28 protein-coding genes and 2 pseudogenes are annotated in these 26,058 nt (G+C 53.2%); 14 read left to right on the forward strand and 16 right to left on the reverse strand.

Translation table 11 applies throughout. The features are described 5' to 3' along the window. Positions 1–106, forward strand: a pseudogene (locus tag HV318_RS24350) (type 1 fimbrial protein); the annotation flags it as partial. A gap of 104 nt (positions 107–210) precedes the next feature. After that, positions 211–753 carry an O-acetyl-ADP-ribose deacetylase gene (ymdB, locus tag HV318_RS00005; RefSeq protein ID WP_182270988.1) on the forward strand — a complete coding sequence of 181 codons (543 nt, stop codon included), beginning with the start codon at positions 211–213 and terminating at the stop codon, positions 751–753. A 35-nt stretch (positions 754–788) separates the two neighbouring features. Here ymdB and mdoC read toward each other — a convergent pair whose 3' ends face one another. Next, a complete protein-coding gene (mdoC, locus tag HV318_RS00010; protein ID WP_182270989.1) occupies positions 789–1,928 on the reverse strand; it encodes a glucans biosynthesis protein MdoC in 1,140 nt (379 codons plus the stop codon). Positions 1,929–2,183: 255 nt separating this feature from the next. On the opposite strand from mdoC, the gene mdoG reads away from it, so the two are divergent. The 3 genes from mdoG to HV318_RS00025 all read left to right on the forward strand — a co-directional run bounded on the left by mdoG (position 2,184) and on the right by HV318_RS00025 (position 6,595). Next, complete coding sequence (gene mdoG / locus HV318_RS00015) at positions 2,184–3,737, forward strand: glucans biosynthesis protein MdoG (RefSeq protein ID WP_182270990.1); 1,554 nt, start codon at positions 2,184–2,186, stop codon at positions 3,735–3,737. Further along, positions 3,730–6,258: a glucans biosynthesis glucosyltransferase MdoH gene (mdoH, locus tag HV318_RS00020; RefSeq protein ID WP_182270991.1), complete on the forward strand. Its 2,529-nt coding sequence runs from the start codon at positions 3,730–3,732 to the stop codon at positions 6,256–6,258. Before mdoG ends, mdoH begins: the two co-directional genes overlap by 8 nt. Before the next feature lie 109 nt (positions 6,259–6,367). Next, complete coding sequence (locus HV318_RS00025; RefSeq protein ID WP_182270992.1) at positions 6,368–6,595, forward strand: YceK/YidQ family lipoprotein; 228 nt, start codon at positions 6,368–6,370, stop codon at positions 6,593–6,595. 7 nt (positions 6,596–6,602) lie between these two features. Here HV318_RS00025 and HV318_RS00030 read toward each other — a convergent pair whose 3' ends face one another. The 3 genes from HV318_RS00030 to HV318_RS00040 all read right to left on the reverse strand — a co-directional run bounded on the left by HV318_RS00030 (position 6,603) and on the right by HV318_RS00040 (position 9,394). Further along, the gene (locus tag HV318_RS00030) at positions 6,603–6,977 is read right to left on the reverse strand and encodes a MysB family protein (RefSeq protein WP_182270993.1); all 375 of its coding nucleotides are present in this window, start codon (positions 6,975–6,977) and stop codon (positions 6,603–6,605) included. A gap of 98 nt (positions 6,978–7,075) precedes the next feature. Beyond that, positions 7,076–8,326: a multidrug efflux MFS transporter MdtG gene (gene mdtG / locus HV318_RS00035; protein ID WP_182270994.1), complete on the reverse strand. Its 1,251-nt coding sequence runs from the start codon at positions 8,324–8,326 to the stop codon at positions 7,076–7,078. A 141-nt stretch (positions 8,327–8,467) separates the two neighbouring features. Further along, positions 8,468–9,394, reverse strand: coding sequence for a Kdo(2)-lipid IV(A) acyltransferase (locus HV318_RS00040; protein ID WP_182270995.1), 927 nt, complete (start codon positions 9,392–9,394; stop codon positions 8,468–8,470). Positions 9,395–9,617: 223 nt separating this feature from the next. Here HV318_RS00040 and trhO point away from each other — a divergent pair, with 223 nt between their 5' ends. Further along, complete coding sequence (gene trhO / locus HV318_RS00045; RefSeq protein WP_182270996.1) at positions 9,618–10,667, forward strand: oxygen-dependent tRNA uridine(34) hydroxylase TrhO; 1,050 nt, start codon at positions 9,618–9,620, stop codon at positions 10,665–10,667. 41 nt (positions 10,668–10,708) lie between these two features. On the opposite strand, the gene HV318_RS00050 is transcribed toward trhO, so the two are convergent. The 9 genes and pseudogenes from HV318_RS00050 to mdtH all read right to left on the reverse strand — a co-directional run bounded on the left by HV318_RS00050 (position 10,709) and on the right by mdtH (position 17,401). Beyond that, entirely contained in the window at positions 10,709–11,287 is a 579-nt protein-coding gene (locus tag HV318_RS00050) for a YceI family protein (protein ID WP_182270997.1), read from the reverse strand. 2 nt (positions 11,288–11,289) lie between these two features. Continuing rightward, positions 11,290–11,855 (reverse strand): annotated as a pseudogene (locus tag HV318_RS00055) (cytochrome b). Between the two features lie 226 nt (positions 11,856–12,081). Further along, positions 12,082–12,195: a DUF2770 family protein gene (locus HV318_RS00060; RefSeq protein ID WP_182274489.1), complete on the reverse strand. Its 114-nt coding sequence runs from the start codon at positions 12,193–12,195 to the stop codon at positions 12,082–12,084. A 59-nt stretch (positions 12,196–12,254) separates the two neighbouring features. Next, positions 12,255–13,373 (reverse strand): N-methyl-L-tryptophan oxidase, encoded by a 1,119-nt coding sequence (gene solA / locus HV318_RS00065; protein ID WP_182270998.1) that lies wholly within the window; start codon positions 13,371–13,373, stop codon positions 12,255–12,257. A gap of 114 nt (positions 13,374–13,487) precedes the next feature. Continuing rightward, positions 13,488–13,742: a biofilm formation regulator BssS gene (bssS, locus tag HV318_RS00070; protein ID WP_008500827.1), complete on the reverse strand. Its 255-nt coding sequence runs from the start codon at positions 13,740–13,742 to the stop codon at positions 13,488–13,490. A gap of 272 nt (positions 13,743–14,014) precedes the next feature. Continuing rightward, positions 14,015–14,260, reverse strand: coding sequence for a DNA damage-inducible protein I (dinI, locus tag HV318_RS00075; RefSeq protein WP_182270999.1), 246 nt, complete (start codon positions 14,258–14,260; stop codon positions 14,015–14,017). Between the two features lie 74 nt (positions 14,261–14,334). Further along, a complete protein-coding gene (gene pyrC, locus HV318_RS00080) occupies positions 14,335–15,381 on the reverse strand; it encodes a dihydroorotase (protein WP_182271000.1) in 1,047 nt (348 codons plus the stop codon). A gap of 126 nt (positions 15,382–15,507) precedes the next feature. Beyond that, entirely contained in the window at positions 15,508–16,068 is a 561-nt protein-coding gene (locus tag HV318_RS00085) for a lipoprotein (RefSeq protein ID WP_182271001.1), read from the reverse strand. A gap of 124 nt (positions 16,069–16,192) precedes the next feature. Beyond that, on the reverse strand, positions 16,193–17,401 hold the full coding sequence (mdtH, locus tag HV318_RS00090) for a multidrug efflux MFS transporter MdtH (RefSeq protein ID WP_182271002.1): 1,209 nt from the start codon (positions 17,399–17,401) through the stop codon (positions 16,193–16,195). 226 nt (positions 17,402–17,627) lie between these two features. On the opposite strand from mdtH, the gene rimJ reads away from it, so the two are divergent. The 4 genes from rimJ (at position 17,628) to murJ (ending at position 21,526) form a co-directional block, all read left to right on the forward strand. Next, on the forward strand, positions 17,628–18,212 hold the full coding sequence (gene rimJ, locus HV318_RS00095) for a ribosomal protein S5-alanine N-acetyltransferase (RefSeq protein ID WP_182271003.1): 585 nt from the start codon (positions 17,628–17,630) through the stop codon (positions 18,210–18,212). A 9-nt stretch (positions 18,213–18,221) separates the two neighbouring features. Continuing rightward, positions 18,222–18,872 carry a YceH family protein gene (locus HV318_RS00100; RefSeq protein WP_182271004.1) on the forward strand — a complete coding sequence of 217 codons (651 nt, stop codon included), beginning with the start codon at positions 18,222–18,224 and terminating at the stop codon, positions 18,870–18,872. Positions 18,873–18,874: 2 nt separating this feature from the next. Further along, complete coding sequence (locus HV318_RS00105; protein WP_182274490.1) at positions 18,875–19,798, forward strand: Gfo/Idh/MocA family protein; 924 nt, start codon at positions 18,875–18,877, stop codon at positions 19,796–19,798. Between the two features lie 192 nt (positions 19,799–19,990). Beyond that, positions 19,991–21,526, forward strand: a complete 1,536-nt coding sequence (gene murJ / locus HV318_RS00110; RefSeq protein WP_182271005.1) for a murein biosynthesis integral membrane protein MurJ — start codon at positions 19,991–19,993, stop codon at positions 21,524–21,526. 59 nt (positions 21,527–21,585) lie between these two features. On the opposite strand, the gene flgN is transcribed toward murJ, so the two are convergent. The 3 genes from flgN to flgA form a co-directional block, all read right to left on the reverse strand. Beyond that, complete coding sequence (gene flgN / locus HV318_RS00115; protein WP_182271006.1) at positions 21,586–22,011, reverse strand: flagella biosynthesis chaperone FlgN; 426 nt, start codon at positions 22,009–22,011, stop codon at positions 21,586–21,588. Positions 22,012–22,015: 4 nt separating this feature from the next. Then, positions 22,016–22,309: a flagellar biosynthesis anti-sigma factor FlgM gene (gene flgM, locus HV318_RS00120; protein ID WP_182271007.1), complete on the reverse strand. Its 294-nt coding sequence runs from the start codon at positions 22,307–22,309 to the stop codon at positions 22,016–22,018. 93 nt (positions 22,310–22,402) lie between these two features. Next, positions 22,403–23,062 (reverse strand): flagellar basal body P-ring formation chaperone FlgA, encoded by a 660-nt coding sequence (flgA, locus tag HV318_RS00125; protein WP_182271008.1) that lies wholly within the window; start codon positions 23,060–23,062, stop codon positions 22,403–22,405. A gap of 157 nt (positions 23,063–23,219) precedes the next feature. Here flgA and flgB point away from each other — a divergent pair, with 157 nt between their 5' ends. From flgB to flgE, 4 genes are read left to right on the forward strand one after another with little or no spacing between them, the layout of a single operon-like run. After that, positions 23,220–23,636, forward strand: coding sequence for a flagellar basal body rod protein FlgB (gene flgB, locus HV318_RS00130; protein ID WP_182271009.1), 417 nt, complete (start codon positions 23,220–23,222; stop codon positions 23,634–23,636). A 3-nt stretch (positions 23,637–23,639) separates the two neighbouring features. After that, positions 23,640–24,044, forward strand: coding sequence for a flagellar basal body rod protein FlgC (gene flgC / locus HV318_RS00135; protein WP_003857997.1), 405 nt, complete (start codon positions 23,640–23,642; stop codon positions 24,042–24,044). Between the two features lie 11 nt (positions 24,045–24,055). Continuing rightward, positions 24,056–24,769, forward strand: a complete 714-nt coding sequence (gene flgD, locus HV318_RS00140) for a flagellar hook assembly protein FlgD (RefSeq protein ID WP_182271010.1) — start codon at positions 24,056–24,058, stop codon at positions 24,767–24,769. Between the two features lie 26 nt (positions 24,770–24,795). Then, positions 24,796–26,046: a flagellar hook protein FlgE gene (gene flgE / locus HV318_RS00145; protein ID WP_182271011.1), complete on the forward strand. Its 1,251-nt coding sequence runs from the start codon at positions 24,796–24,798 to the stop codon at positions 26,044–26,046. Positions 26,047–26,058: the final 12 nt, after the last annotated feature.

Consider the following 26,058-nt stretch of genomic DNA (forward strand, 5'->3'; position numbering starts at 1 on the left):
GGATGCCCTGAACGGTAAGGAGACCGCTTCCAGCCTGGCGACTCTCAGTATGAAGTACCTCAATCCTGAAAAAACGCTTGCGGTTGTACAAATTCAGTATCGTTGATCCCTCTCTTCCGCTGGGCGGCGGAAGAGGTTTTTTCCGATAGTTTTTTCTCAATACCTCCTCTGCGATACACTTAAGAAAAAGGCGGGTAGCAGAGGGTATTTATGAAACCGCAAATTGAAGTCATTCACGGCGATATTACGACGCAGCACGTCGACGTGATCGTCAATGCAGCAAATCCATCACTGATGGGGGGAGGGGGTGTGGATGGCGCTATCCACCGTGCAGCAGGGCCACAGTTGTCAGAAGCCTGTAAAATGGTGCGTCAGCAACAAGGTGAATGTCCTCCCGGGCATGCGGTGATTACAATTGCGGGTAATCTCCCTGCCAAAGCAGTGATTCACACCGTGGGGCCGATATGGCAGGGTGGCGAACAGCATGAGGCACGGATCCTGGAAGATGCATACCGTAACTGTCTGCGCCTTGCTGCCGACAATGGCTATAAAACGATGGCCTTCCCGGCCATCAGTACCGGTGTTTTCGGCTATCCCAGGGCTGCAGCGGCAACCATCGCCGTTGAAACCGTTTACCGATACCTGTCCCTCAAACCGATGCCAGAGCAGGTGTTCTTTGTCTGTTTCGATGAAGAAACGACACACCTCTATCAGCGACTATTGGCCCAGCGTGGGCAAGAATTCGATACCTGAAATGCAAACGCGGCGCACTGAGTGCGCCGCGTTGTTTATGAGGTTTTCGTTTGCGTTTTTCCCGAAAAAAGGAAGCGCAGCAGCGGGATCCGCAGATGGATTTCGTAGAGCACGAGCGCCAGGCCAACAACAAAGACCAGCCCGGTAAAGAAGCCCAGCGTGTTGGAGGCGATATGCGGCGTAATATAGGCTCCGAAGAAGAGTGTCAGCGGGTGGTGCACCAGATAAATAAACAGCGATGCGTTGACGAAATAGGTCACCCGGTGGGATTTAAAATTCAGCAGGCGATGGCCTAACGCGAATACCACATTGACCATCCACAAACCGAGCAGCATGGTGATGACGCTCTCGGTTTCATACATCCATGCATCGCCGCTGCCGTAACGCTGGTTCAGCAGGTAGGCCATAAAGGCGATTGCCGCACCGAAAGCGCACCACGGTGACGGGGTTGTAAAGAGCGATTTAAGCTTCGGATAAACAAATGCCAGTGCCCCGATTAAAAAGAAAGGGATATAGAACAGCGACTGCATTACCACAAAATTGAACAACCCGTCGCTCAGTATCGGTGGATAGACAATAAAAAGGGTGCGTCTTATGGCCGCATAAATGATACCCAGCAGCAAAAAGAGCAGTGACAGTTTACCCAGGGTAATGCTGGTGAAGAAACGGTCGGTTTGATCGCTCAGGTGACGGCGCAGGCGACCGAATATCACCAGACTGACCGTAGTGAGCACCACCAGAACCAGCAAGAACCAGAGGTGGGATACCAGCTCCCAGACCAGCGTGTTGTATTTTTCATACAGCGACAGATTGGGCCAGTTCTCCGCTTTACCTTTTACATACTGCAGCATAATAAACTGAGGCAGCGTCAGCAGCGGGATAGCGGTCAACATCGGGATGCCTACTCGCTCCACTCGCACTTTCCACCAGCGCTTGATCGGATAGCGCAAAAACAGCATGTAGGAAAAGTAACCGGAAATGACAAAAAACACCTGCATACGGAAGGCGTGAATAAAATCATTAAACAGCGTGAGCCACCAGGAAGGAACCTGGCTGTTAACGTGCCAGGTGTGGCTGGAGTAAATCAATGAAATGTGGAATGGGATCCCCAATAGCATCAGCCATGCCCGGATCGAGTCGAGGAAATATTCACGTTGTACGGGTGTTGTGCTCATATAACTTTGTGCATTCTCAGACTTTTCGCCTTATCCCTAAGACTCATAATGGTTACATTCGAAGCCAACCCTACACCAAGACCGACACCCTGTCTCCAGGATAAGCACGCAAAGTGAAAAGCAGGTTCTTTCATTTGCTTAATCCCTGAGCCAGCGAGCTGAACAAAGCAGTGATAATGTTGTCGGATTGCCTGAGTTTCCATTAAAATGGATCGGATCGATATAAGCACACAAAGGGGGAAGTGCTTACTTATTATGAAACATAAACCACAGATGATGAAAATGCGTTGGTTGGGTGCGGCAGTGGTCTTGTCCCTGTATACCTCATCGGCACTGGCCTTTAACATCGATGATGTCGCAAAACAGGCGAAATCGATGGCTGGCAAGGGCTATGAAGCGCCGAAAAGTAACTTGCCCTCCGTTTTCCGCGACATGAAGTATGCGGACTATCAGCAGATCCAGTTCAATCACGACAAAGCGTACTGGAACAATATTAAAACCCCGTTCAAGCTTGAGTTTTATCACCAGGGCATGTACTTCGACACGCCTGTTGCGATCAATGAAGTGACCGCGAACACGGTACGTAAAATCAAGTACAACCCGGGTTATTTCAATTTTGGTGATGTGCAGCACGACAAAGACACGGTGAAGGACCTGGGCTTTGCTGGCTTCAAAGTGCTTTACCCTATCAACAGCAAAGATAAAAACGACGAAATCGTCAGTATGCTCGGTGCCAGCTACTTCCGCGTGATTGGCTCAGGGCAGGTATACGGGCTTTCTGCGCGTGGCCTGGCTATTGATACCGCACTGCCTTCCGGTGAAGAGTTCCCACGTTTTCGTGAGTTCTGGATTGAACGTCCAAAACCAACGGATAAACGTCTGACTATCTACGCACTGCTGGATTCCCCTCGCGCAACAGGTGCTTATCGCTTCGTGATTATGCCAGGACGTGACACGGTTGTTGACGTGCAGTCTAAAGTGTACCTGCGCGATAAAGTGGGCAAACTGGGTGTTGCGCCACTGACCAGTATGTTCCTGTTCGGGCCGAATCAGCCGTCACCGGCGACCAACTTCCGCCCGGAACTGCATGACTCCAACGGTCTCTCTATTCATGCCGGTAACGGTGAGTGGATCTGGCGTCCGCTGAACAACCCGAAACATCTGGCGGTTAGCAGCTTTGCGATGGAAAACCCGCAAGGTTTCGGCCTTCTGCAACGCGGTCGTCAGTTCTCCCGCTTTGAAGATCTGGATGACCGTTACGATCAGCGCCCAAGCGCCTGGGTAACACCAAAAGGTGACTGGGGTAAAGGGAAGGTTGAGCTGGTTGAAATTCCAACCAACGACGAAACCAACGATAACATCGTTGCTTACTGGACGCCGGATCAACTCCCGGAATCCGGTAAAGAGATGAACTTCAAATACACCATTACCTTTAGCCGTGACGAAGACAAACTGCATGCGCCGGATAATGCGTATGTCATGCAGACGCGCCGTTCTACGGGTGATGTGAAGCAGTCTAATCTTATCCGTCAGCCGGATGGCACTCTTGCATTTGTCGTGGATTTCACCGGGCAGGATATGAAAAAACTGTCTCCGGATACCGCTGTTACCGCACAGGCCAGCATCGGTGATAACGGTGAGATCGTTGAGAATGCCGTGCGTTATAACCCGGTAACGAAAGGGTGGCGTCTGACCCTGCGCGTGAAAGTGAAAGATCCGAAACAGACCACTGAAATGCGCGCTGCGCTGGTGAGTGACGATCAGCCGCTGAGTGAAACCTGGAGCTATCAGCTACCTGCCAATGAATAATACAACTGAATATATTGATGCCATGCCGCTGACGGACATTGAAAAAGCGGCACTGCCTGAGAGCGACATCCGTGCGGTGCAAACCGCGCTGGATGGTGAACATCGTCAGTTTACCCGTGATGATGATACGCCTCTGGGGTCAGTGAAGGCGCGTCTGGCGCAGGCATGGCCAGACTCGCTGGCAGAAGGGCAGCTGATCAAAGACGATGAAGGACGTGACCAGCTGCAGGCAATGCCGAAGGCAACGCGTTCCTCTATGTTCCCGGATCCCTGGCGTACCAACCCGGTAGGCCGCTTCTGGGACCGCTTGCGCGGGCGTGATGTGACGCCCCGCTATCTGTCGCGTCTGACGAAAGAAGAACAGGCATCGGAACAGAAATGGCGTACCGTGGGGACGATCCGTCGCTACATTTTGCTGTTGCTGACGCTGGCGCAAACGGTCGTTGCAACCTGGTACATGAAAACCATTCTGCCTTACCAGGGCTGGGCGCTTATCAACCCAGCTGACATGGTGGGCCAGAATTTCTGGGTCTCCTTCATGCAGTTGCTGCCGTATATCCTGCAAAGTGGCATCCTTCTGCTGTTCGCCGTTCTGTTCTGCTGGGTATCGGCCGGTTTCTGGACGGCGCTGATGGGCTTCCTGCAGCTACTGATGGGACGAGACAAATACAGCATTTCCGCGTCAACGGTTGGGGATGAACCCCTTAATCCTGAACACCGTACTGCGCTGATCATGCCTATTTGTAACGAAGACGTTGACCGCGTATTTGCGGGGCTGCGTGCAACCTGGGAGTCCGTTAAGGCGACCGGCAACGCGGAACATTTCGACGTCTATATCCTGAGTGACAGCTACAACCCGGATATCTGCGTGGCCGAGCAAAAGGCCTGGATGGAGTTGATTGCCGAAGTGCAGGGCGAAGGCCAGATTTTCTACCGCCGCCGTCGTCGTCGTGTGAAGCGTAAGAGCGGTAACATCGATGACTTCTGCCGTCGTTGGGGTAATCAGTACAGCTACATGGTGGTGCTGGATGCCGACTCCGTGATGAGCGGTGACTGTCTGACCGGCTTGGTGCGTCTGATGGAAGCTAACCCGAACGCGGGTATCATTCAGTCCTCGCCAAAAGCATCCGGTATGGACACGCTTTATGCGCGCTGCCAACAGTTTGCCACGCGTGTTTACGGGCCGCTGTTCACTGCGGGTCTGCACTTCTGGCAACTGGGTGAGTCTCACTACTGGGGCCACAACGCTATTATCCGCGTGAAACCGTTCATCGAGCACTGTGCGCTGGCACCGCTGCCGGGTGAAGGTTCGTTTGCCGGGTCTATTCTGTCGCACGACTTCGTGGAAGCGGCGCTGATGCGTCGTGCAGGGTGGGGCGTCTGGATTGCCTATGATCTGCCTGGCTCATATGAAGAACTGCCACCGAACCTGCTGGATGAACTCAAGCGTGACCGCCGCTGGTGTCACGGTAACCTGATGAACTTCCGCCTGTTCCTGGTGAAAGGGATGCACCCGGTTCACCGTGCGGTATTCCTGACGGGTGTGATGTCCTATCTCTCCGCACCGCTGTGGTTTATGTTCCTTGCACTCTCCACCGCGTTACAGGTGGTACATGCCCTGACGGAACCACAGTACTTCCTGCAGCCGCGCCAGTTGTTCCCGGTGTGGCCGCAGTGGCGTCCTGAACTGGCGATTGCGCTGTTTGCCTCAACAATGGTGCTGCTGTTCCTGCCGAAGCTGCTCAGTATCATCCTGATCTGGTGCAAAGGCTCGAAAGAGTATGGCGGTTTCTGCCGTGTGACGGTGTCGTTGCTCCTTGAGGTGCTGTTCTCCGTGCTGCTGGCACCGGTTCGTATGCTGTTCCATACCGTGTTTGTGGTCAGCGCGTTCCTGGGCTGGGAAGTGGTATGGAACTCACCACAGCGTGACGATGATTCCACGCCGTGGAGTGAAGCCTTTATGCGTCACGGTTCGCAGTTGCTGCTGGGTCTGGTGTGGGCGGCAGGGATGGCGTGGCTGGATCTGCGCTTCCTGTTCTGGCTTGCCCCGATTGTCTTCTCGCTGATCCTGTCGCCGTTTGTCTCCGTGATCTCCAGCCGTTCAACGGTGGGGCTGCGTACCAAACGCTGGAAGCTGTTCCTGATCCCGGAAGAGTATTCACCGCCGCAGGTACTGGTTGATACGGACAAATATCTGGAGCTGAACCGTAACCGCACGCTGGATGATGGCTTTATGCACGCGGTGTTTAACCCGTCATTCAACGCCCTGGCAACGGCAATGGCGACGGCGCGTCACCGTGCAAGTAAAGTGCTGGAAATTGCCCGCGATCGTCACGTTGAGCAAGCGCTGAATGAGACGCCGGAAAAACTGAACCGCGACCGTCGTCTGGTTCTGTTGAGCGACCCGGTCACCATGGCCCGGCTTCACTATCGTGTGTGGTCTGCTCCGGAGAAATACTCTTCGTGGGTGGGCTACTATGAAGGGCTGAAGCTTAACCCACTGGCGCTGAAGGCAAAATAGGTTTTCTTTGCCCGTGCGCGGGCCTGAAAATCACGCAGGTCGGGTCAGCGAAGCACCACCCGGCAACAAAATACCGGCTGAGAGGCCGGTATTTTTTTAGAGGTTACTCATGAGAATAATCATCGTTGTGATGATGGCGTGTTTACTCAGCGGTTGCGGCAGTATCATCAGCCGCACCATTCCAGGGCAAGGTCATGGCAATCAGTACTACCCCGGCGTGAAATGGGATGTACGTGATTCCGCATGGCGCTATCTGACCGTGCTCGATCTACCATTCTCACTGGTATTCGATACGCTACTGTTACCGATTGACGCCCAGCACGGTCCCTACGAGTAAGGGTAAGTTAACGTTCGTCCCACTCGTCGGCAGCGGTCTGACCCTCTTCCGTATCCAGCGGAGGTTCAAGCTGAAATTCTCCCTCATCCCACTCGTGCAGGGTATTTTCTTCAAGCCACTCCTGACGTAGCTCGATTTCATCATAGTCACCATCGAAGACGGCCTGTGCACCTTCACCGCTCAGGATCGGCAAGCATTCTCCATCTTCGCCTTCTTCTGCGAAGAATTCAGCCTGCCACATAATATCCCCGTCCTGCAGAATATATTTTTGGATATTGAGTTGTTGCACGTCAGCATCTTCTTCCTCAATGCCGGGGTTATCGGCAAGGAATTCTTCGCGAGCGGCATCAATAGCTTCTTCCAGCGTGGCGTACATAGTCATTGGTGTCTCCCTGTTTTCGAGAAGGTATTCAGGGAAAGAATAGCTGAATATCTGATCCTGCAAGTATGAATGCGCAAATAAGCTATCACGCATTTGTCTTATTCAGGCGCGGTTCTGTTTTGCTCCGTCTGCTGAGAGGAGGAAGGGCGTAACGTCCGGGATAAGCTGAGCCACGAATAAATGGCATTGAACAGCACGACACCTGCCGTGACGATAAAAACGGCGCGGAAACCGAAGCTGGCGGAAATACCCGCCCCGACAAGCGGCCCGGTAACATTACCGATATCGCGAAATGACTGGTTGTAGCTAAAAATACGGCCGGAAATCTGATTGGTCGAGTTGTAGACCAGCAAGGTCTGGACTGCAGGCAATAACGCGCCGTCCGCCGCGCCCAGTAAGAAACGTAACAGACCCAACTGCCACGGGGACTGCACCATCGACATCGGGATAAGCAGCAGGACGGAAACCACCAGTGCGCAAATCAGGATTTTTTCCGGGCCAACACGGTCGCCCAGTTTTCCCAGCCGTGGTGCGCTGAGCAGCGCTGCCACGCCAGGTACCGAGGCAATCAGCCCGCTGATAAACGCAATATTGCTGACGTTACCAGCCAGATCGCGAACGTAAAGCGTCAGTATTGGGGCAATCGACCCGGTCGCCACCTGGATTATCATGGTGGTGACAAACAGGCTCAGTACCAGTCGTGGGTTTTTCAGCGAAGTCAGTACATCCCGGGCGTGAAGCATCTCTTTTTTGGTCACAGGGGTGAAGTTCTCACGGATGCAAAGCAGGGTGACGACAAAGCAGAGGAACAATACGCTGGCCGTAATGAAAAAGACGGGCCGCAGGCCGTAGCTGTCTGCCAGTAACCCACCCGCCAGTGGCCCCAGCAGCGCGCCGCTCACACCGCCGGTTGAGAGCGTCCCGAGCGCCCAGCCGCTTTTATGACGCGGAATTTGCGTGGCGATCAGGGCATTAGCATTCGGGATAAATCCCCCCAACAGACCAAGTAACGCTCGTAAAATCAGGAACTGCCAGACGTTTTGTGCCACCCCCATCAGCGCCATGATGACGGCCATCCCCAGCGCTGAACGCAGCAGCATAATTTTACGCCCCTTGCGGTCGGCAAGACCTCCCCAGAAGGGCGAAGCAATAGCGGAAAAAAGAAACGTGATGCTAAACACCAGGCCAGACCACATATTGAGTGAGCTGTGACCCGTCACGCCCAACTGTTCGACGTAAAGAGGCAGGAAGGGCATAACCAGGCTAAATGCCGCGCCTGTAAGAAAACAGCCAAGCCAGGCAACCGCGAGGTTACGTTTCCAGCTTATGGGGGCATCTGAGGGTGACATAACTATCCGCATAATGAGGTGCAGGGCACGGGGAATCGTGAGGTAATAAGCCTGCTAATTATGCGCCGGGTTTATGATTGCTGCAATGCGGAGGGGCTTTTAAAGCTAAAACAGCATGCGGCCATCGTGGCCGCATGAGGATCAGTAGCGAGAAGGGACGCCCTCAGGGCGGGTTTTAAAGCGACGGTGCAGCCACATATACTGCTCGGGAGCGAGCATAATGCACTTCTCGACGATGCCGTTCATCCAGCGAGCGGTTGTCTCCGCATCGTCCAGCGGTGGGGCAAGCTCTGGTTCGAGCATAATTAACTGGTAGCCAGAGCCGTCTGGTTTGCGGCGAGGTACAAAGGGGACAATGGCCGCCTTGGACATCCGCGCCAGCATCCAGGTACCGGTGGTAGTGGCCGCCTCTTCAACGGCAAAGAAGGGCACAAACACGCTGGATTGCGGGCCGTAATCGTGATCAGGGGCGTACCAGATAACTTCGCCTGATTTTAGCGCGCGGATCATGCCCTTTAAATCTTTACGGTCGATCATGCTTTTGTTGGAACGCATGCGGCCATTGGTCTGGATTAAATCGAGCACCGGGTTGTCATTCGGACGATAAACGCCAATGCCAGGAGCCTGAATGCCGAACATGCGTGCGCCGATTTCGAGCGTCAAAAAGTGCACGCCAATCAGCAGAACACCGGTTTGATTCGCCTGGAGCGTATGTACAGGCTCCATCCCGGTTCCGGTGACTTCGCTCCAGCGTGCCATACGTTTGTCCGGCCAGAACCATGCCATCCCGGTTTCCATCAGCCCCATGCCAACGGATTCAAAATTCTTTGTGACCATTTCATGACGTTCCGATTCGCGCATTTGCGGGAAGCACAGCTCAAGATTGCGGTACGCAATCCTGGCGCGACGTTTCATGAATTTTTGTGCAATACGACCCAGACAGTTGCCCAGACGGAAAATCACGGGGTAGGGAAGTTGTACAAGAAGCCACAAAATGCCAATGCCAAGCCAGGTCAACCAATAGCGGGGATGCAAAAGGGCGACAGTAAATTTCGGTAACTGAGTCATGTCTGTCCTGTTTTCTAACGTCCTGAAGGTCTTATTCTCTCATTTTTTAAGGCATAGCCAAAATATCTGTCACCGAAACGCGCACTACTACAGCAAATGTTAAGACAGATGGGCCAGGCCGAATGAAATGTAACGTAAATTGTATGGATGTAAATTGTCATTGTTTGCTATATGATGCCGACCGATTTTTCTTTCTCAATAACGATTGCAGGACTTGTACACCATGCCAGTGTTACACAACCGCGTTTCGAATGAGATGTTAAAGGCGCGCATGTTGGCTGAAACCGAACCGCGCACGACAATCTCATTCTACAAATACTTCACTATCAACGATCCACAAGCGACCCGCGATGTACTCTACCAGGCTTTCACCACGCTGAATGTGTTCGGACGCGTCTATCTGGCACGTGAGGGTATCAATGCGCAAATTAGCGTACCGGAAAGTAAAGTGGGCGCTTTTCGCGATTTCCTTTACGCGTTCGATCCGGCACTCAGTGGTTTACGCCTGAACATTGCCCTGGATGATGACGGGAAATCGTTCTGGGTTCTGCGTATGAAGGTGCGTGAACGTATCGTGGCGGATGGTATTGACGATCCGGCGTTCAACCCGGGCGATGTGGGTGAATACCTCAAAGCCGCAGAAGTGAATGCGATGCTCGACGATCCTGATGCAGTATTCATTGATATGCGTAACCACTATGAGTATGAGGTGGGGCATTTCGAGAATGCGATGGAAATCCCGGCGGACACCTTCCGCGAGCAGTTGCCAAAAGCCGTTGAAATGATGCAGGAACATAAAGACAAAAAGATCGTTATGTACTGCACCGGGGGTATCCGCTGTGAGAAAGCCAGCGCGTGGATGAAGCACAATGGCTTTAATAAGGTCTGGCATATCGAAGGCGGCATTATCGAGTACGCCCGCCGTGCCCGCGAACAGGGCTTGCCGGTACGTTTTATCGGTAAAAACTTTGTCTTTGACGAGCGTATGGGTGAGCGCATTTCTGAAGATGTGATCGCACAATGCCATCAGTGCGGTGCGCCGTGTGATACGCACACGAACTGTAAAAATGATGGTTGCCATCTGCTGTTTATTCAGTGTCCGACGTGTGCCGTGAAGTTTAACGGCTGCTGTAGCGAGCTGTGCAGTGAAGAGAGCGTGTTGCCGGAAGAAGAGCAGCGTCGCCGTCGTGCAGGGCGTGAAAACGGGAATAAGATCTTTAATAAATCCCGTGGCCGGCTGAATACCAAACTCGGTATTCCCGATCCTGAATAACGATAACGCCCGGCGGAGTGAAAGCCTGCCGGGCGTATTGATTATGACTTCTGCTGAACCCCTTCCACAGAAATAATCAGCTCCACATCCTGCGATGCCGGACCTAAATCTGTTGTGATATTAAAATCTTTCAGGTGAATTTTACCTGCGGCTTCGAAACCTGCGCGCTTGCCTCCCCACGGATCATCACCCTGGCCCATTAATTTAGCACTAAGTGTGACGGGTTTTGTTACGCCGTTAAGCGTCAGATTTCCGGTAATGTCCAGTTTATCGCCATCCCTTTTTACCCCAGTGGAGGCAAAAGTGGCCTGCGGGAATTTTGTCACATTCAGGAATTCTGCACTGCGCAAATGTTTATCGCGTTCAGCATGGTTGGTGTCGACGCTGTTGGTATTAATGGTCACATTGACTTTATCAGACGCAGGATTTTTCTCGTCAAAGCTGAATGTGCCGTCGAAATCCTTAAAGGTGCCATACAGCCAGCTATAGCCAAGATGCTGAATACGGAAATTAACGAAAGCATGCTGACCTTCTTTATCAATTTTATAATCAGCGGCGACGGCTGAGCCGGTGATAAATAACAGAGAACCTAATGCGATGCCTGACAGGTGTTTTTTCATTTTTATGCTCCAGAGTCAACTGACGAACGGCCAAGCATGCGCCTGAGCGTATTGTCTTTATCGATAAAATGGTGTTTAAGGGCGGTAAGTCCGTGCAGCACGGAAAGGATCACCACGCTCCACGCCAGCCAGAGATGAATAACGCCCGCAGTGTCAGCCTGAGAACCCGCATCGGTAAACGTTGCCGGAACGTCAAAAAAGCCAAATACGCTAACGGGTTTACCGTCTGCCGTTGAAATAAGATAGCCGCTAATCAGAATAGCGAAGAGCAGAGTGTAGAGTGCAATATGGGCTGCCGTTGCGCTGACGCGGGTCAATTTACTGTGGGTTTTTGGCGCGGCGGGCGGTGGGGACAGATGTCGCCAGATCACACGAATGACCAGCCCCATCATCAGCAGAACCCCAATACTCTTATGTAATTCAGGTGCTGGTGATACCAGCCATCATAATAACTGAGCGTCACCATCCAGAGTCCAAGCCCGAACATAGCATAAACGGCGAGGGCAAATATCCAGTGCAAGCACATGGATATTATCCCGTAGCGCTGGGGGGAGTTACGCAATTGCATAAGGAGTACCATTCAAAAAAACAGAATAATAAAAATGAACGGGAAGAGGAAATATTGCAACTGAAATAAATGAATAACCATTTTTATTTTTCTTATTTCAGCTATTTTGAAAGTGATCGGAAATGTAATTCAATGGCTTCGAGCGAGGCAGGGTGAATGGCTTATATGATGAAGTGATGTTATTCAATAAACATAAAGTAACGTCAATAATTGTAAGTTATTCTTTTCAGTAAAATACAATGTAAATAAAATCGATGATGGCCAGTACTGACCACAATAAAATATAGAGCATGAAATGCTCGCGAATATTGTTGATGAGAAAGTTCACGATCTTGTGCATCATTCCCCGCGAAAATGTGTGAAGAAAACGGACCCCGGACACCCGGAGCCCGTGGAGGATTATCCGTTAAAACGCGACAGCGAGAAGGGCGTCAGATCAAACTGTGGCGTTATCCCCTGGGCAAACTGCGCGGCGATTTCGCCCAGAACGGAGGCAAACTTAAAGCCGTGGCCGCTTAGCCCGGTGATGAGCAGTGTGTTGTCATGCCCGGGCAGGGTGTCGATGATAAAGTCTTCATCAGGCGTGTTGTCGTAGGTGCATGCTGCACCATAGAGTAAGCCACCAATGCCCGGCAGAATATTGCGCAGAAAAGTAAAGGCTTCTGAACCATCCTGAGGGTATGCGCCAAACGGTTTACGCTCTTCTGGCGAGGAGATGATCTGCCCGCCGTTATGTTTCCCGATTTTGAGCGCGTCTTTTTCCGACGGGAAACCATAGAACTGATCGCCATTGGGCAATTCGCCGGTGAACGCCGGGAATTTGTTCTGGCTGCTGTAACGACCATCCGACTGGAACCAGGAGAAGACCTTGCGCACCGGTTGAACGGGCAGGTCTGGCAGCAGTCTGGTGACCCAGGTCCCCGCGCTAATCAACAGACGGGAGGCCGAATATTCCCCATCCTGGGTGGTCACTGTGACACCGTCAGCATGATGCGTGATGGCGTCCACCGGGCAGTTGAAGAGCTGCGTGCAGCCTGCTTTCGCGGCAAGATCCACCCAGGTTTTAATGGCGGTTTCGCAATGCAGGACGCCAGAGTTGGCTTCAAACAGCCCGATATAATCGTCCGGAACGGAAATCTCTGGCCAGCGTTTCATGATGGCCGGGGCGTCCATCCGCTCCACATCGAGGTGAAATGCGTTTGCACTGTGTTCGACCGTCGCGAGAAACGCCGAACTGGCCGGGCCGAGGTTGATAACCCCTGTGCGATCGAAAATACGTTCTTCGGTCAGTTTTGCCAGCTCATCCCACAGCGTCTGAGCGCGGAGCACCAGCGGGACATAGCGTTCACCTTCGCCATAAGCATGACGAATGAGCCGGGTATCACCATGATGGCTGCCTTCCGAATGCGGGGGAAGGTGGGCATCAATCATCAGGACGTTCAGCCCTGCCTGTGTCGCGTAATAGCCTGCAGCAGAGCCAACGGAGCCGCTACCAATAATGATTAAATCGTATTTCATGGGGATCTCTTAACTAACGCTTTGTTAGCAGAGTAATTAACATCGGGGGGTTATACAAGGGAGAAATAAATAAGGCACCCCGAGGGTGCCTGTTGAGTGACAGTTGGCATAAGATTAATGCCGTTTATACTCATTTTCCTGGTAGTCGCCAGATTCTATTTTTGCGATGCCTGCTTCTAAAATAGAAATAAACTGACGTGCGACGTCTGTTGTAAGCCACAGCGTCTGTCCAACTTCCGCTTCTTCACGGTTTAGTTGATTCGGGGTCTGGTAGTGCAAACGCAGCATCAGTGCATCGTAGCTGTCTACGGTACTGATATCCCAGCCAACAAGTGGGTGGGTCTGGATGACTTCACTATTCTTTTCCATTATAACCCCCTTAATACGTGTTAGAAGACAACGACTTTGAGGTTCAATGCATGTTTTTCTGAAAGCTTTTTCAGTATATCAATAAATAAGGGTTCTGAAGGGAAAAATAAATAGCTGGCAACACATTTTTCTGCGCTTTAGGATTTTTCGAACAATAAAACACCATCTTGCTCACGATTTTTAAGAAGATGCTGAATTAAATTGAACTTTCTGGGAACAGAGCAAAAAAAAGCCGGGGCGACCCGGCAAAAAACACAATGAGGGAGCAAAATTTAATCGGTAATGAACCAGTCTTCGGCGCTTTCCCACGTTTCTTGCAGGATTTCGCTGATACGATCTTTATCTTCTTTTGCACCGCCGATGACGGAGAGGTTGTTCGCCGTCGCATAACGCACCGTTACGGCACCTTCGTTTTCCGGGAAAGTATTGTTAATGCGGCGAGAAAGTTCGCCCGCCAGCGCATCAAGTGCGCCGGCAGGCAGGACGGTTGTTTTGGCTATGGTGACTTCAATACGCATAAATGCCCCCTGTGTAATATACTGTGTATTTATACAGGTATATTGCTGATTTGACAACAAGGGGCGTTGATTTTTTAGCGTTTTACCGTCCAGTTTACGGTTTCACCCGCCAGGAATGGGATCAGCGTGTCATCCGTCAGCGGAATAGATCCATCCACCTGATGCGCTTTGCGCTCCAGCTCAATAAAGGTGTCATTGACGGGCAGCCCGTAGAAACGCGGGCCATTAAGGGAGCAGAACGCCTCGAAATGCTGCAGCGCATTCATCTCTTCAAACACGGTTGCGTAGCTTGCAAGAGCGGTCGGCGCGTTGAAACACCCTGCACAACCACAGCTTGCTTCTTTGCGATGGCGCGCGTGAGGCGCGGAGTCTGTACCCAGGAATGCACGGGAGAAGCCGCTGGCAACCAGCTCGCGCAGGGCTTGCTGGTGGACGTTGCGTTTGAGGATTGGCAGGCAATACAGGTGAGGGCGCACGCCGCCCACCAGCATGTGGTTGCGGTTAAACATCAGATGCTGAGGGGTGATGGTGGCCGCAATAAGTTCGTTACCCTCGCGGACATATTCCGCCGCATCTTTGGTGGTGATATGTTCAAATACCACTTTCAGCGCAGGAAGACGCTGACGCAGCGGCTCCATCACGGTATCGATAAACCGGGCTTCACGATCGAAGATATCAATCTCAGCGTGCGTCACTTCACCGTGTACCAGCAGCGGCATACCCAGTTTTTGCATGCGTTCCAGAACCGGCATGATGGCATCAATGCTGGTGACGCCGTGGCTGGAGTTGGTGGTGGCATTGGCCGGGTAAAGTTTGGCGGCGGTGAACACGCCTTCGTTAAACCCGCGCTCCACTTCATTCGGGTCGAGTGAATCGGTCAGGTAGCAGGTCATCAGCGGGGTGAAATCATGTCCCGCCGGAACCGCATCAAGAATACGCTGGCGATAAGCGATAGCGGCATCAACGGTGGTGACGGGGGGAGCCAGGTTAGGCATGACAATCGCACGGCCATAAATTTCGCTGGTATACGGCACAACGGTTTTCAGCATATCGCCATCGCGCAGATGGATATGCCAGTCGTCAGGGCGGCGGATTTTAAGAACCTGGGATTGTGCAGTCATGGAAGCTCCGGCTTGTCAGGGATCAGTCATTAGGATGGCTGTTTTTGCCGGACACAAATCATAAGCGGAAACGTTTTCCTTTGCACACTTTTCCGTAAAAAAAAGGGCGCTTCTGCGCCCTTCAGGTTAATCGGTGAAAGGAATGATAATTTCGCCCGGTTTCACCTCGATCCCTTTTGCATATTTCTTTGCGAGCGCTTCGCCCTTGCTCTTGTCTTCACTTAAGACATACGCCGGTTGCTGGTTAAAATAGCTGCTCAGCGACTGGTTCAGATAGGGCATCAGGGTTTGCAGGACCGGTTTCATCTTGTCCGGAGTAACCACGGCGTCGACCACTTCCATCTCCTGCAGGTAAATGGCCCCTTTTTCTTTATTGAAGACCGGCAGTGCCTTGAGCTTCAGCTTAATGTTTGCTTTCTGGTTGCCGAATAACGATGTCATATCCAGGTTCGCATCCCCGGAAAGGGTGACTTTATTGGGCTCTTCACGCCCAATCTGACTGGTGAGATTGCTGAGGACGATATGCGCATCGGCAAGCCCCGGCACGCCAATGTCTTTGGAAAAGTTGTTGTGTTTTTCCAGCGCCTGATTAATTTCCTGTTCACTGACAGTGTATTGCGTAAGCTGGTTACAGCCTACCAGCAGACCACTGATGACTAATGCAGCAGCAATGACAATCTTCTTCATGGTGTTCCTCAACGAAAAATCGGCGCTTCTGTCCTGAAGCGCCAGTATGTCAGTGTGAAATGGCAGAAACCAGCAGAAAAAACTGAGAATACAGGCGGAACAGGGATCCCGCCAGAGAGAAGGGCTACGCGCCAGGTTCGAACATTCCGCTGGTGCTGCGTTTCTGGCTGAACTGCCACCACAGGGCCAGCAGCGTCATAATGCCTACCGCGCCAAGCATCATCCACGGGAGCTCCGGCTGATTCAGCGCTTTGCCGGCGTCGAACAGCCAGCCGCCTCCGGCATAGCCTAATGCACCGCCAAAGGCCAGACCCAGCCGACTGAACCCCATATAGCTGCCACGGGCGCGGGCATCTGCCAGCGAGGCGCTCAGCGTTTCACGGGCGGGTTCAGCGATAATGGAGCCGATATAAAAGGTGCAAATTAGCGTAAACAGTTGCTGAAGTGTACTCACCATACCGACCGGCACCATGCTCAGCGTCATCAGCAAAAGCCCTGCCATCAGACGATGTTCAAGGCGAAAACGCCGTTCGCTCCAGCGGGCAATCGGATACAGCAGCGTCAATGAAAGACAGGCTTCAATGGCGTACATCCATTTGACGGCGGCAGGCGTGCCCGCGATGTCGTTAACCATGATCGGTAACATCAGCATGACCTGCACGGCCAGCATGTAGTAGCCCGTCAGGGTCAACACGTAGGTGACGAAGCGTTTGTCGCGCAGAACGCGGCCAAGACCTTCGCGCACCGGTGTTTTAACTGTCGACAGCTTCCAGGCGGGCAGAAACAGCCCATTAAACAGGGCGCACAGAATAAAGAGTACCGCCCCGGCTGCGCAGACCAGACGGAAGTCGTACTGCAGCAACCAGCTTCCCAGCAGTGCGCCAACAACTGCCCCGGCGCTGTCCTGCATCATCAGAATCGAGAAGAAGCGGCCTCGCTGCCGTGGATGAATTAATTTCACCACCAGCGCGGTACGCGGCGGATCAAACAGGGTGCCGCCAATACCGGAGAGGAAGCAGGAGAACCACAGTAGCCAGGGATCATGGGCGATTGCCATTGTGGCAAAGCCTGCCGCGCGTAACAGCATGCCGGTGACGATCATCGGTTTTGCGCCAAAGCGGTCAGCAATGGCCCCGCCAAAGACGCCCAGGCCTTGCTGGACAAACTGGCGTAATCCCAGCGCGATACCGACCATTAATGCTGCCCAGCCCATTTGATCGACAAAGCGGATCGAGATGAGAGGAAACACAACAAAAAAGCCGAGCACGACCAGCATGTTATCGACCAGCAGGAAATATTTACCCAGGCTCCTGGCCTGTGATACGCGGGACATTTCCCCTCCAGGGAAAAGAGACGGTGAGCACGCTAACATTCTGCGATGTCGCCATGTTTTTTCCCATCCCCGACTACGACAATATTTTTTTATCAAAAGAGTGCTTTGATAGAGAGTTCTCATCGAAAAATGTGAAAATGGTATGTCACTGTTTTCACAGACGGCGCAGGCGCAGGTATAGTAAAGCTAATGGGCAGAGCAGAAGTGACGGGAAGGAGTGGTATCAATGTTTGGCTATCGTAGTAATGTGCCAAAAGTGCGTCTGACAACGGACAGGCTGGTCGTTCGTCTGGTGCATGAGCGTGATGCCTGGCGTCTGGCGGATTATTACGCCGAGAATCGCCAGTTTTTAAAACCCTGGGAACCCGTTCGGGATGAGAGCCATTGCTACCCCTCCGGCTGGCAGGCGCGCCTCAGCATGATTACGGAATTTCATAAACAGGGCAGCGCCTTCTACTTTGCGCTGCTGGATCCGGATGAAAAAGAGATCATCGGCATTGCCAATTTTTCAAACGTGGTGCGCGGGTCGTTTCACGCCTGTTATCTCGGCTATTCCATCGGTCAGAAATGGCAGGGGCAGGGGATGATGTACGAGGCGTTAACGGTGGCGATCCGCTACATGCAACGCACGCAACATATCCATCGCATTATGGCGAACTACATGCCGCATAATCAGCGCAGCGGTAATTTGCTGGCGCGTTTAGGGTTTGAGAAAGAGGGCTACGCCAAAGACTATCTGCTTATTGATGGGGAATGGCGAGACCACGTGCTCACGGCATTAACCACCCAGGACTGGAGTGCAGGTCGCTAAGGAGAAAAAATGAAATATCAGTTAAGCGGTACAGAAGCGCGCGTTATCGGGTGCTTGCTTGAAAAACAGGTCACCACCCCGGAGCAGTATCCGCTCTCTGTGAATGCCGTGACGATGGCCTGCAATCAAAAGACCAACCGTGAGCCGGTGATGAACCTCGGTGAGCATGACGTGCAGGACATTCTGGATGAACTGGTTAAACGTCACTATCTGCGCACCGTCAGTGGTTTCGGTAACCGTGTGACCAAATATGAGCAGCGTTTCTGTAATTCCGAATTTGGTGATTTGAAGCTAAGTCAGGCGGAAGTGGCGGTGATCACCACCCTGCTGCTACGCGGGGCGCAAACGCCGGGCGAGCTGCGCACGCGCGCTTCCCGAATGCATGAATTCAGCGATATGCAGGAAGTCGAACAAACCCTGGAAGGGCTTGCCACCCGCGATGATGGCCCTTATGTGGTACGTCTGGCGCGCGAGCCGGGTAAACGTGAAAGCCGCTATATGCACCTGTTCTGCGGTGAGGTAGAGGCCTCAACAATGGCAACAGATGCTGGATCCGCAGTCGTCAATGATAGCCTGACGGCGCGTGTGGAGGCGCTGGAAGACGAGGTCGCCGGGCTGAAACAGCGTCTGGATGCATTGCTGGCACATTTAGGAGATTGATGGTGAAAAAATTACGTGTGGGCGTGGTGGGGTTGGGTGGTATTGCGCAAAAAGCCTGGCTGCCTGTCCTGGGAGCCGCGTCAGACTGGACGTTACAGGGGGCGTGGTCTCCCACCCGTGAAAAGGCAGAGCGTATCTGTGAAACCTGGCGGATACCGTACGCCAGCTCGTTGCCGGCGTTAGCCCGTGAGTGTGATGTGGTGTTTGTCCATACCTCAACGGCAACCCACTATCAGGTGGTGAGTGAGCTGCTAAATGCAGGTGTTCACGTCTGCGTGGATAAGCCACTGGCGGAAAACGTGCAGGATGCAGAACGCCTGATTGAGCTGGCGGCGCGCAAAAAGCTGACGCTGATGGTGGGTTTCAACCGCCGTTTCGCGCCGCTTTATCAGCAACTGAAGGCACAGGCGGGCAATCTTGCCTCGCTGCGAATGGATAAGCACCGTACTGACAGCATCGGGCCTAACGACCTGCGCTTTACGCTTCTGGACGATTATCTGCATGTCGTGGACACGGCGCTCTGGCTTACCGGCGGTCATGCACAGCTGAAAAGCGGTACGTTGCTGACCAACGAACAGGGTGAGATGGTTTATGCCGAACACCATTTCGCCGCCGATCACCTCCAGGTGACGACCAGTATGCACCGCCGTTCTGGTAGCCAGCGAGAGTCTGTGCAGGCTGTCACGGACGGCGCGCTGTATGACCTCACCGACATGCGTGAATGGCGGGAAGAGAAGGGCAGCGGTGTGGTCACGCTTCCGGTTCCGGGCTGGCAGAGTACGCTGGAACAGCGCGGCTTCGTCGGGTGTGCGCGTCACTTTATCACTTGCGTGCAAAATCAGACGGTTCCGGAAACATCCGGCGAGCAGGCCATTATGGCGCAACGCGTTGTGGAAAGGCTCTGGCGCGATGCCATGAGTGAATAATCCTCTGTAACATCTGTCGATAGTAATTCCCTTAAATCCGGGTAGACTAAGCGCCGATTGTTGATTTAGCCGGGTGGCGCTTACGCTAACCCGGACTGCAAGCCCGTAGGCCCGCACAAGCGACGCGCCGCCGGGCAATAATTACGCCTGCATTGCAGGCGTTTTGCCGTAGGGTTGTGGAAATTCACGTTAATGAACTTATTAAAATCGCTGGCAGCAGTCAGCTCGATGACCATGTTTTCCCGCGTGCTCGGCTTTGCCCGCGACGCGATTGTGGCAAGGGTTTTTGGCGCAGGGATGGCAACGGACGCCTTTTTCGTCGCGTTCAAACTGCCGAACCTGCTGCGCCGTATTTTTGCAGAAGGGGCGTTTTCGCAAGCGTTTGTCCCTATCCTCGCGGAATATAAAAGCAAGCAGGGTGAAGATGCGACCCGGGTGTTCGTGTCTTACGTTTCAGGGTTACTGACGCTGGCACTGGCGGTGGTGACCGTTGTCGGGATGCTGGCTGCGCCCTGGGTCATTATGGTGACGGCCCCGGGGTTTGCCGATACGGCAGACAAATTTGCGCTCACCACTCAGCTACTGCGTATTACCTTTCCTTATATTCTGTTGATTTCACTGGCTTCCCTGGTGGGGGCGATCCTGAATACCTGGAACCGTTTCTCCGTTCCGGCGTTTGCACCGACGTTCCTCAACGTCAGCATGATCGGTTTTGCGCTGTTCGCCGCACCACACTTCCACCCACCGGTGCTGGCACTGGCCTGGGCGGTGACCGTGGGCGGGGTATTGCAGCTGGCTTATCAACTTCCGCATCTGAAAAAAATCGGCATGCTGGTGCTGCCGCGCGTTAACTTCCGTGATGCTGGCGCAATGCGCGTGATCAAGCAGATGGGGCCCGCAATCCTTGGCGTCTCCGTGAGCCAGATTTCGCTTATCATCAACACCATCTTTGCCTCTTTCCTGGTTTCCGGCTCGGTTTCCTGGATGTACTACGCTGACCGCCTGATGGAGTTTCCGTCCGGGGTGTTGGGCGTAGCGCTGGGGACGATTTTGCTGCCGTCGCTGTCGAAAAGCTTTGCCAGCGGTAACCATGATGAATATTGCCGTCTGATGGACTGGGGATTACGTCTGTGCTTCCTGCTGGCGCTGCCAAGCGCGGTGGCTCTGGGGATCCTGGCGAAACCGCTGACGGTGTCTCTGTTCCAGTACGGCAAATTTACCGCCTTTGACGCGGCGATGACGCAGCGCGCGCTGGTGGCGTACTCGGTAGGGTTGATGGGGCTTATCGTCGTTAAGGTGCTGGCTCCGGGGTTCTACTCACGTCAGAACATCAAAACGCCGGTGAAGATTGCCATTGTGACGCTGATTATGACGCAGCTGATGAACCTGGCATTTATTGGTCCGCTGAAGCATGCGGGTCTGTCATTGTCGATTGGTCTGGCGGCCTGTCTGAACGCCGGGTTGTTGTACTGGCAGCTGCGCAAGCAGAAGATCTTCACCCCGCAGCCTGGCTGGACGAGTTTCCTCGTGCGCCTGGTGATTGCGGTGCTGGTGATGTCAGCGGCACTGTACGGCATGATGTATGTGATGCCTGAGTGGTCACTGGGCACCATGCCTTACCGTCTGATGCGTCTGATGGCCGTGGTGGTGGTCGGTATTGTCGCTTACTTTGCCACGCTCGCCGTGCTGGGCTTTAAAGTGAAAGAGTTCACCCGCCGTACGGCATAAACGCCAAAAGGGGAGTTCACCTGCTGGTGCTCCCCACTGCATGATTTGTCGCTTTTGCTTCAAATCGAAATCTTTTTCCCGCCTGTAATTCGCGCCGTGGATGTCTGACCATCCGCGCCGTACAGTCCAGTCTCTTTATGAGGCTTTAATACCTCAAGCGCTTGCTGATTACGCACTATCTGGCCTTCAAGCAGCCAGCCGTTATGCTGGTTGAGATCGCGCAGATGCTGGGTTTTTTCTGTAATAGTCTGCCAGCGCTCAATAATTTCATCATTGGCACTGCGGTGCGGATCTTGTTCCGCGCGACGCTGCTGCTCCAGATAGTCCAGTGTCGCCAGCAGCGAACTTTTGTCTTCAGTAATGCGTTGCAACGCGCTGCCGTTGATTTGACCAGAAGACAGGTGGTGTTGTTCTGCATCCATTACCGTTTTCAGGTCATTCAGGACAACCGTCATTTGATCCAGTATTTCTGACAGTCGACTCATACGATTAGTTACTCTGTAAGAAACTCTGCACTTCCTGAATCAGCGCGTCAGCAATTTTGCTGGTGTCCATTTTCAGTTCACCATTACGAATCGCCGTTTTCAGCGCTTCAACACGTTCCATGTTGATATCGCTGCTGCCTGGCTGCATCAGTTTTGCCTGGGCATCGCTCAGGGTCACGCTGGTGCTGTTGGCGGTTGACGGTTTTTCCAGACGCGTTTTCTGTGGCGTAGCGTCATTCGTTTCGCGAGGTTGTACAGTGCTAACCGGCTTCAGGGCTGATGTACGATCAATGCTCATATTGTGGTCCTCATCGAGGGTTCGCGGCGTTTGCGCCTGACATCATCATTAGTTGATTATTTATCGGCAGCCGCCACGAAATCTTTAAAAAGATTATAGGTTAATCAGAATATTCCCATCAGAATCGACGGTTCCGCTAACCACCTGGCCTGAGGACATTTTGACTCGGGCATTTTGCGCCACGGCGGCATTGTTTAATGCCTTCCCTTCGCTGTTGATACTAAAGCCGTCTCCGTTGGCCACCACCATCACCTGTTGACCCGCCTTAACCCGCCATGCCTGACGCAACATTGAGAGCTGGATGGGTTGTCCGGGAGCAACATCACGCAGGCTGATGGCATCCTGCGCCTGGTTAATTTCAAGCATCGTCCGCGGAGGCAGTTGATCCAGACGGCCACGCTTCAGCGTCACGCTGCTGGTCTGCAGCGCGCTGCCACGGGCGATGGGAACGGCGGCGACAACATAATTGCCTGTGGCCTGAACTGCAACCTGTAAATAGCGTTTTTCATTGGCACAACGCGCCAGAACGTTCACGTTACCCCACAGTTTTGTCGTGCCGGCCACGCTGAAGGAGGGTTGTTCGCAGGAGGGGTACAAATTAGGCGGTGTGCGAACGGTCACACTGACGTCATCGCTAAAACCCGCCAGTTGCTGAGCAAAAAAAGCCGTCAGTTGAGCCTGCAGACCTTCCGCCTGCACCAGGGGGCTTAACAGCAATAAGGTTGCCACCAGGGCTCTTTTCCACGTCCGCATCGCAAATTCCACCGTTTCCAGAAGTGGGACGATTTTACCTGCAGTGGTTTTGCATCAACGGAATAAATAGCGACGCATTTTGCGCTTATTCCGTCGATAAGGCGGACGGGTTGAGATTTAAGCTGTGAACTGAAATTTTGCCATCAGCGGAGGAGACATGCTCGATAAACTCGACGCCGCGTTACGTTTTCAGCAGGAAGCGCTCAATTTACGCGCCCAGCGGCAGGAGATTTTAGCCGCCAATATCGCTAACGCCGATACGCCAGGGTATCAGGCGCGCGATATCGATTTCTCCAGTGAACTCAAAAAAGTGATGGAGCGTGGACGTGCCGAAGGCACGGGTGTCGCACTTGCAATGACATCCTCTCGCCATATTCCCGCTCAGGCGATGACCGCACCCACGACCGACTTACTTTATCGCATTCCCGATCAGCCTTCTCTCGACGGTAATACCGTTGATATGGACAGGGAACGTACACAGTTTGCCGATAACAGCCTGCAATACCAGACAGGGCTGAATGTGCTCGGCGGGCAAATTAAAAGCGTGATGAGCGTCCTGCAGGGGGGCAACTAATCAATGGCTTTGCTGAATATTTTTGATATTGCCGGTTCTGCGTTAACCGCTCAGTCCAAACGCCTGAACGTAGCGGCCAGTAACCTGGCCAACGCCGACAGCGTGACCGGCCCTGACGGACAACCTTATCGTGCAAAACAGGTGGTTTTTCAGGTGGATGCCGCGCCAGGCGCAGCGACGGGCGGCGTGAAAGTCGCTGACGTGGTCGAGAGCCAGGCACCCGACAAGCTGGTGTATGAACCGGGTAACCCACTCGCCGATGCCAGCGGTTACGTGAAAATGCCTAACGTGGATGTGGTCGGTGAGATGGTGAACTCCATGTCTGCCTCACGTAGCTACCAGGCAAACGTCGAAGTGCTTAATACCGTGAAGAGCATGATGCTCAAAACGCTCACGCTCGGCCAGTAAAGGAGACACGCATGTCCATCGCCGTAAATGTGAATGACCCAACGAACTCAGGTGTCAGTAGTACAAAAAGTTCGACGAGTTCCAGTTCCCTGACCACTAACAGCGCCTCCGATCTACAAAGCAGCTTCCTGACGCTGCTGGTGGCTCAGCTTAAGAACCAGGATCCAACCAACCCGATGCAGAACAACGAACTGACCACGCAGCTTGCGCAGATCAGTACCGTGAGCGGCATCGAAAAACTCAATACCACCCTCGGCTCCGTCTCGGGTCAAATCGACAGCAGTCAATCCCTGCAGGCCGCGAACCTGATTGGTCACGGGGTGATGATCCCGGGTACCACCGTTCTTGCGGGTAGCAGTACGACGGAAGGGACAACCACGACCTCCACCACCCCGTTTGGCGTAGAGCTGCAGCAGGCAGCTGACAAGGTGACAGCGACGATCACCGATGCGACCGGTGCCGTGGTTCGTACCATTGATATCGGTAAGCTGGACGCAGGTGTTCATACCTTTACCTGGGATGGCAGCATTACAGACGGCACGAAAGCACCAAACGGTTCCTACAAAGTGGCGATCAGCGCCAGCAACGGCTCCACCCAGCTGGTGGCACAACCGCTGCAGTTCGCGCTGGTTCAGGGCGTCATTAAAGGTAGCGATGGCAACAATAAACTGGATTTGGGTACCTCTGGTACCACCACACTCGACGAAGTTCGGCAGATTATCTAAGCCTTAACACTTATCAGGAGTAAGTCATGGCCTTTTCTCAAGCGGTCAGCGGCCTGAATGCTGCGGCCACCAACCTGGATGTCATTGGCAACAACATCGCCAACTCCGCGACCTATGGTTTTAAATCCGGTTCTGCCTCATTTGCAGACATGTTTGCCGGTTCCAAAGTAGGCCTGGGCGTAAAAGTTGCGGGTATCACTCAGGACTTTACCGACGGTACGACCACCAACACGGGTCGTGGCCTGGACGTTGCCATTAGCCAGAACGGTTTCTTCCGTATGGTCGATTCCAACGGTTCCGTGTTCTACAGCCGTAACGGTCAGTTCAAGCTGGACGAAAACCGTAACCTGGTGAACATGCAGGGTATGCAGCTGACAGGGTATCCGGTTGCCGGAACGCCCCCGACCGTTCAGACCGGTGCGAACCCACAGGCGATTACTATCCCGAATACCCTGATGGCGGCGAAATCGACTACCACCGCGACGCAGCAGATCAACCTGAACTCGACCGATCCTGTTCAAACGGCCCCTTTCGATGCAACTAACCCGGATACCTATAACAAAAAAGGCACCGTGACCGTATTCGACAGCCAGGGTAACGCCCATAACATGTATGTCTACTACGTTAAGACAGCCAACAATAAATGGGATCTCTACACTCAGGACGGTAGCGTTACCGGCTCTGCTGCAACGAAAGCGGCACAGATGAATTTCGATGTGAATGGTAGCCTGGCTGGTGTGTACAACTACGACGCTGCGGGTGTGTTGAGCGCAACAGCAAACACAACGCCAGCAATCAATGTCACCACAGGTTCAGTCAGTGGTGCGACGGCGGCCACCTTCTCCCTGAGCTTCCTGAACTCCATGCAACAGAACACCGGTGCGAACAGCGTTGTGGCAACCAATCAGAACGGCTACAAACCGGGTGACCTGGTGAGCTACCAGATCAACGATGACGGTTCCGTTGTGGGTAAATATTCCAACGAACAGTCTCAGGTTCTGGGCCAGATCGTGCTGGCAAACTTCGCGAACAACGAAGGTCTGAAATCTGAAGGCGACAACGTCTGGTCTGCGACCCAGTCCTCCGGCGTGGCGCTGTTGGGTACAGCGGGTACCGGTAACTTCGGTAAGTTGACTAACGGTGCGCTGGAAGCCTCTAACGTTGATCTGAGTAAAGAGCTGGTGAACATGATTGTCGCGCAACGTAACTATCAGTCGAACGCGCAGACCATCAAAACTCAGGATCAGATCCTCAACACGCTGGTTAACCTGCGTTAAGCGGCTAACAGG

This window comes from Enterobacter sp. RHBSTW-00901, from assembly GCF_014103115.1.
GTDB classification, from domain to species: Bacteria; Pseudomonadota; Gammaproteobacteria; order Enterobacterales; family Enterobacteriaceae; genus Enterobacter; species Enterobacter cloacae_P.

Excerpts from the sequence above, each read along its gene's own strand:
- ymdB (WP_182270988.1), top strand. The coding sequence starts at position 211 with ATGAAACCGCAAATTGAAGTCATTCACGGCGATATTACGACGCAGCAC.
- mdoC (WP_182270989.1), bottom strand. The coding sequence starts at position 1,928 with ATGAGCACAACACCCGTACAACGTGAATATTTCCTCGACTCGATCCGG.
- mdoG (WP_182270990.1), top strand. The coding sequence starts at position 2,184 with ATGAAACATAAACCACAGATGATGAAAATGCGTTGGTTGGGTGCGGCA.
- mdoH (WP_182270991.1), top strand. The coding sequence starts at position 3,730 with ATGAATAATACAACTGAATATATTGATGCCATGCCGCTGACGGACATT.
- HV318_RS00025 (WP_182270992.1), top strand. The coding sequence starts at position 6,368 with ATGAGAATAATCATCGTTGTGATGATGGCGTGTTTACTCAGCGGTTGC.
- HV318_RS00030 (WP_182270993.1), bottom strand. The coding sequence starts at position 6,977 with ATGACTATGTACGCCACGCTGGAAGAAGCTATTGATGCCGCTCGCGAA.
- mdtG (WP_182270994.1), bottom strand. The coding sequence starts at position 8,326 with ATGTCACCCTCAGATGCCCCCATAAGCTGGAAACGTAACCTCGCGGTT.
- HV318_RS00040 (WP_182270995.1), bottom strand. The coding sequence starts at position 9,394 with ATGACTCAGTTACCGAAATTTACTGTCGCCCTTTTGCATCCCCGCTAT.
- trhO (WP_182270996.1), top strand. The coding sequence starts at position 9,618 with ATGCCAGTGTTACACAACCGCGTTTCGAATGAGATGTTAAAGGCGCGC.
- HV318_RS00050 (WP_182270997.1), bottom strand. The coding sequence starts at position 11,287 with ATGAAAAAACACCTGTCAGGCATCGCATTAGGTTCTCTGTTATTTATC.
- HV318_RS00060 (WP_182274489.1), bottom strand. The coding sequence starts at position 12,195 with ATGCACAAGATCGTGAACTTTCTCATCAACAATATTCGCGAGCATTTC.
- solA (WP_182270998.1), bottom strand. The coding sequence starts at position 13,373 with ATGAAATACGATTTAATCATTATTGGTAGCGGCTCCGTTGGCTCTGCT.
- bssS (WP_008500827.1), bottom strand. The coding sequence starts at position 13,742 with ATGGAAAAGAATAGTGAAGTCATCCAGACCCACCCACTTGTTGGCTGG.
- dinI (WP_182270999.1), bottom strand. The coding sequence starts at position 14,260 with ATGCGTATTGAAGTCACCATAGCCAAAACAACCGTCCTGCCTGCCGGC.
- pyrC (WP_182271000.1), bottom strand. The coding sequence starts at position 15,381 with ATGACTGCACAATCCCAGGTTCTTAAAATCCGCCGCCCTGACGACTGG.
- HV318_RS00085 (WP_182271001.1), bottom strand. The coding sequence starts at position 16,068 with ATGAAGAAGATTGTCATTGCTGCTGCATTAGTCATCAGTGGTCTGCTG.
- mdtH (WP_182271002.1), bottom strand. The coding sequence starts at position 17,401 with ATGTCCCGCGTATCACAGGCCAGGAGCCTGGGTAAATATTTCCTGCTG.
- rimJ (WP_182271003.1), top strand. The coding sequence starts at position 17,628 with ATGTTTGGCTATCGTAGTAATGTGCCAAAAGTGCGTCTGACAACGGAC.
- HV318_RS00100 (WP_182271004.1), top strand. The coding sequence starts at position 18,222 with ATGAAATATCAGTTAAGCGGTACAGAAGCGCGCGTTATCGGGTGCTTG.
- murJ (WP_182271005.1), top strand. The coding sequence starts at position 19,991 with ATGAACTTATTAAAATCGCTGGCAGCAGTCAGCTCGATGACCATGTTT.
- flgN (WP_182271006.1), bottom strand. The coding sequence starts at position 22,011 with ATGAGTCGACTGTCAGAAATACTGGATCAAATGACGGTTGTCCTGAAT.
- flgM (WP_182271007.1), bottom strand. The coding sequence starts at position 22,309 with ATGAGCATTGATCGTACATCAGCCCTGAAGCCGGTTAGCACTGTACAA.
- flgA (WP_182271008.1), bottom strand. The coding sequence starts at position 23,062 with ATGCGGACGTGGAAAAGAGCCCTGGTGGCAACCTTATTGCTGTTAAGC.
- flgB (WP_182271009.1), top strand. The coding sequence starts at position 23,220 with ATGCTCGATAAACTCGACGCCGCGTTACGTTTTCAGCAGGAAGCGCTC.
- flgC (WP_003857997.1), top strand. The coding sequence starts at position 23,640 with ATGGCTTTGCTGAATATTTTTGATATTGCCGGTTCTGCGTTAACCGCT.
- flgD (WP_182271010.1), top strand. The coding sequence starts at position 24,056 with ATGTCCATCGCCGTAAATGTGAATGACCCAACGAACTCAGGTGTCAGT.
- flgE (WP_182271011.1), top strand. The coding sequence starts at position 24,796 with ATGGCCTTTTCTCAAGCGGTCAGCGGCCTGAATGCTGCGGCCACCAAC.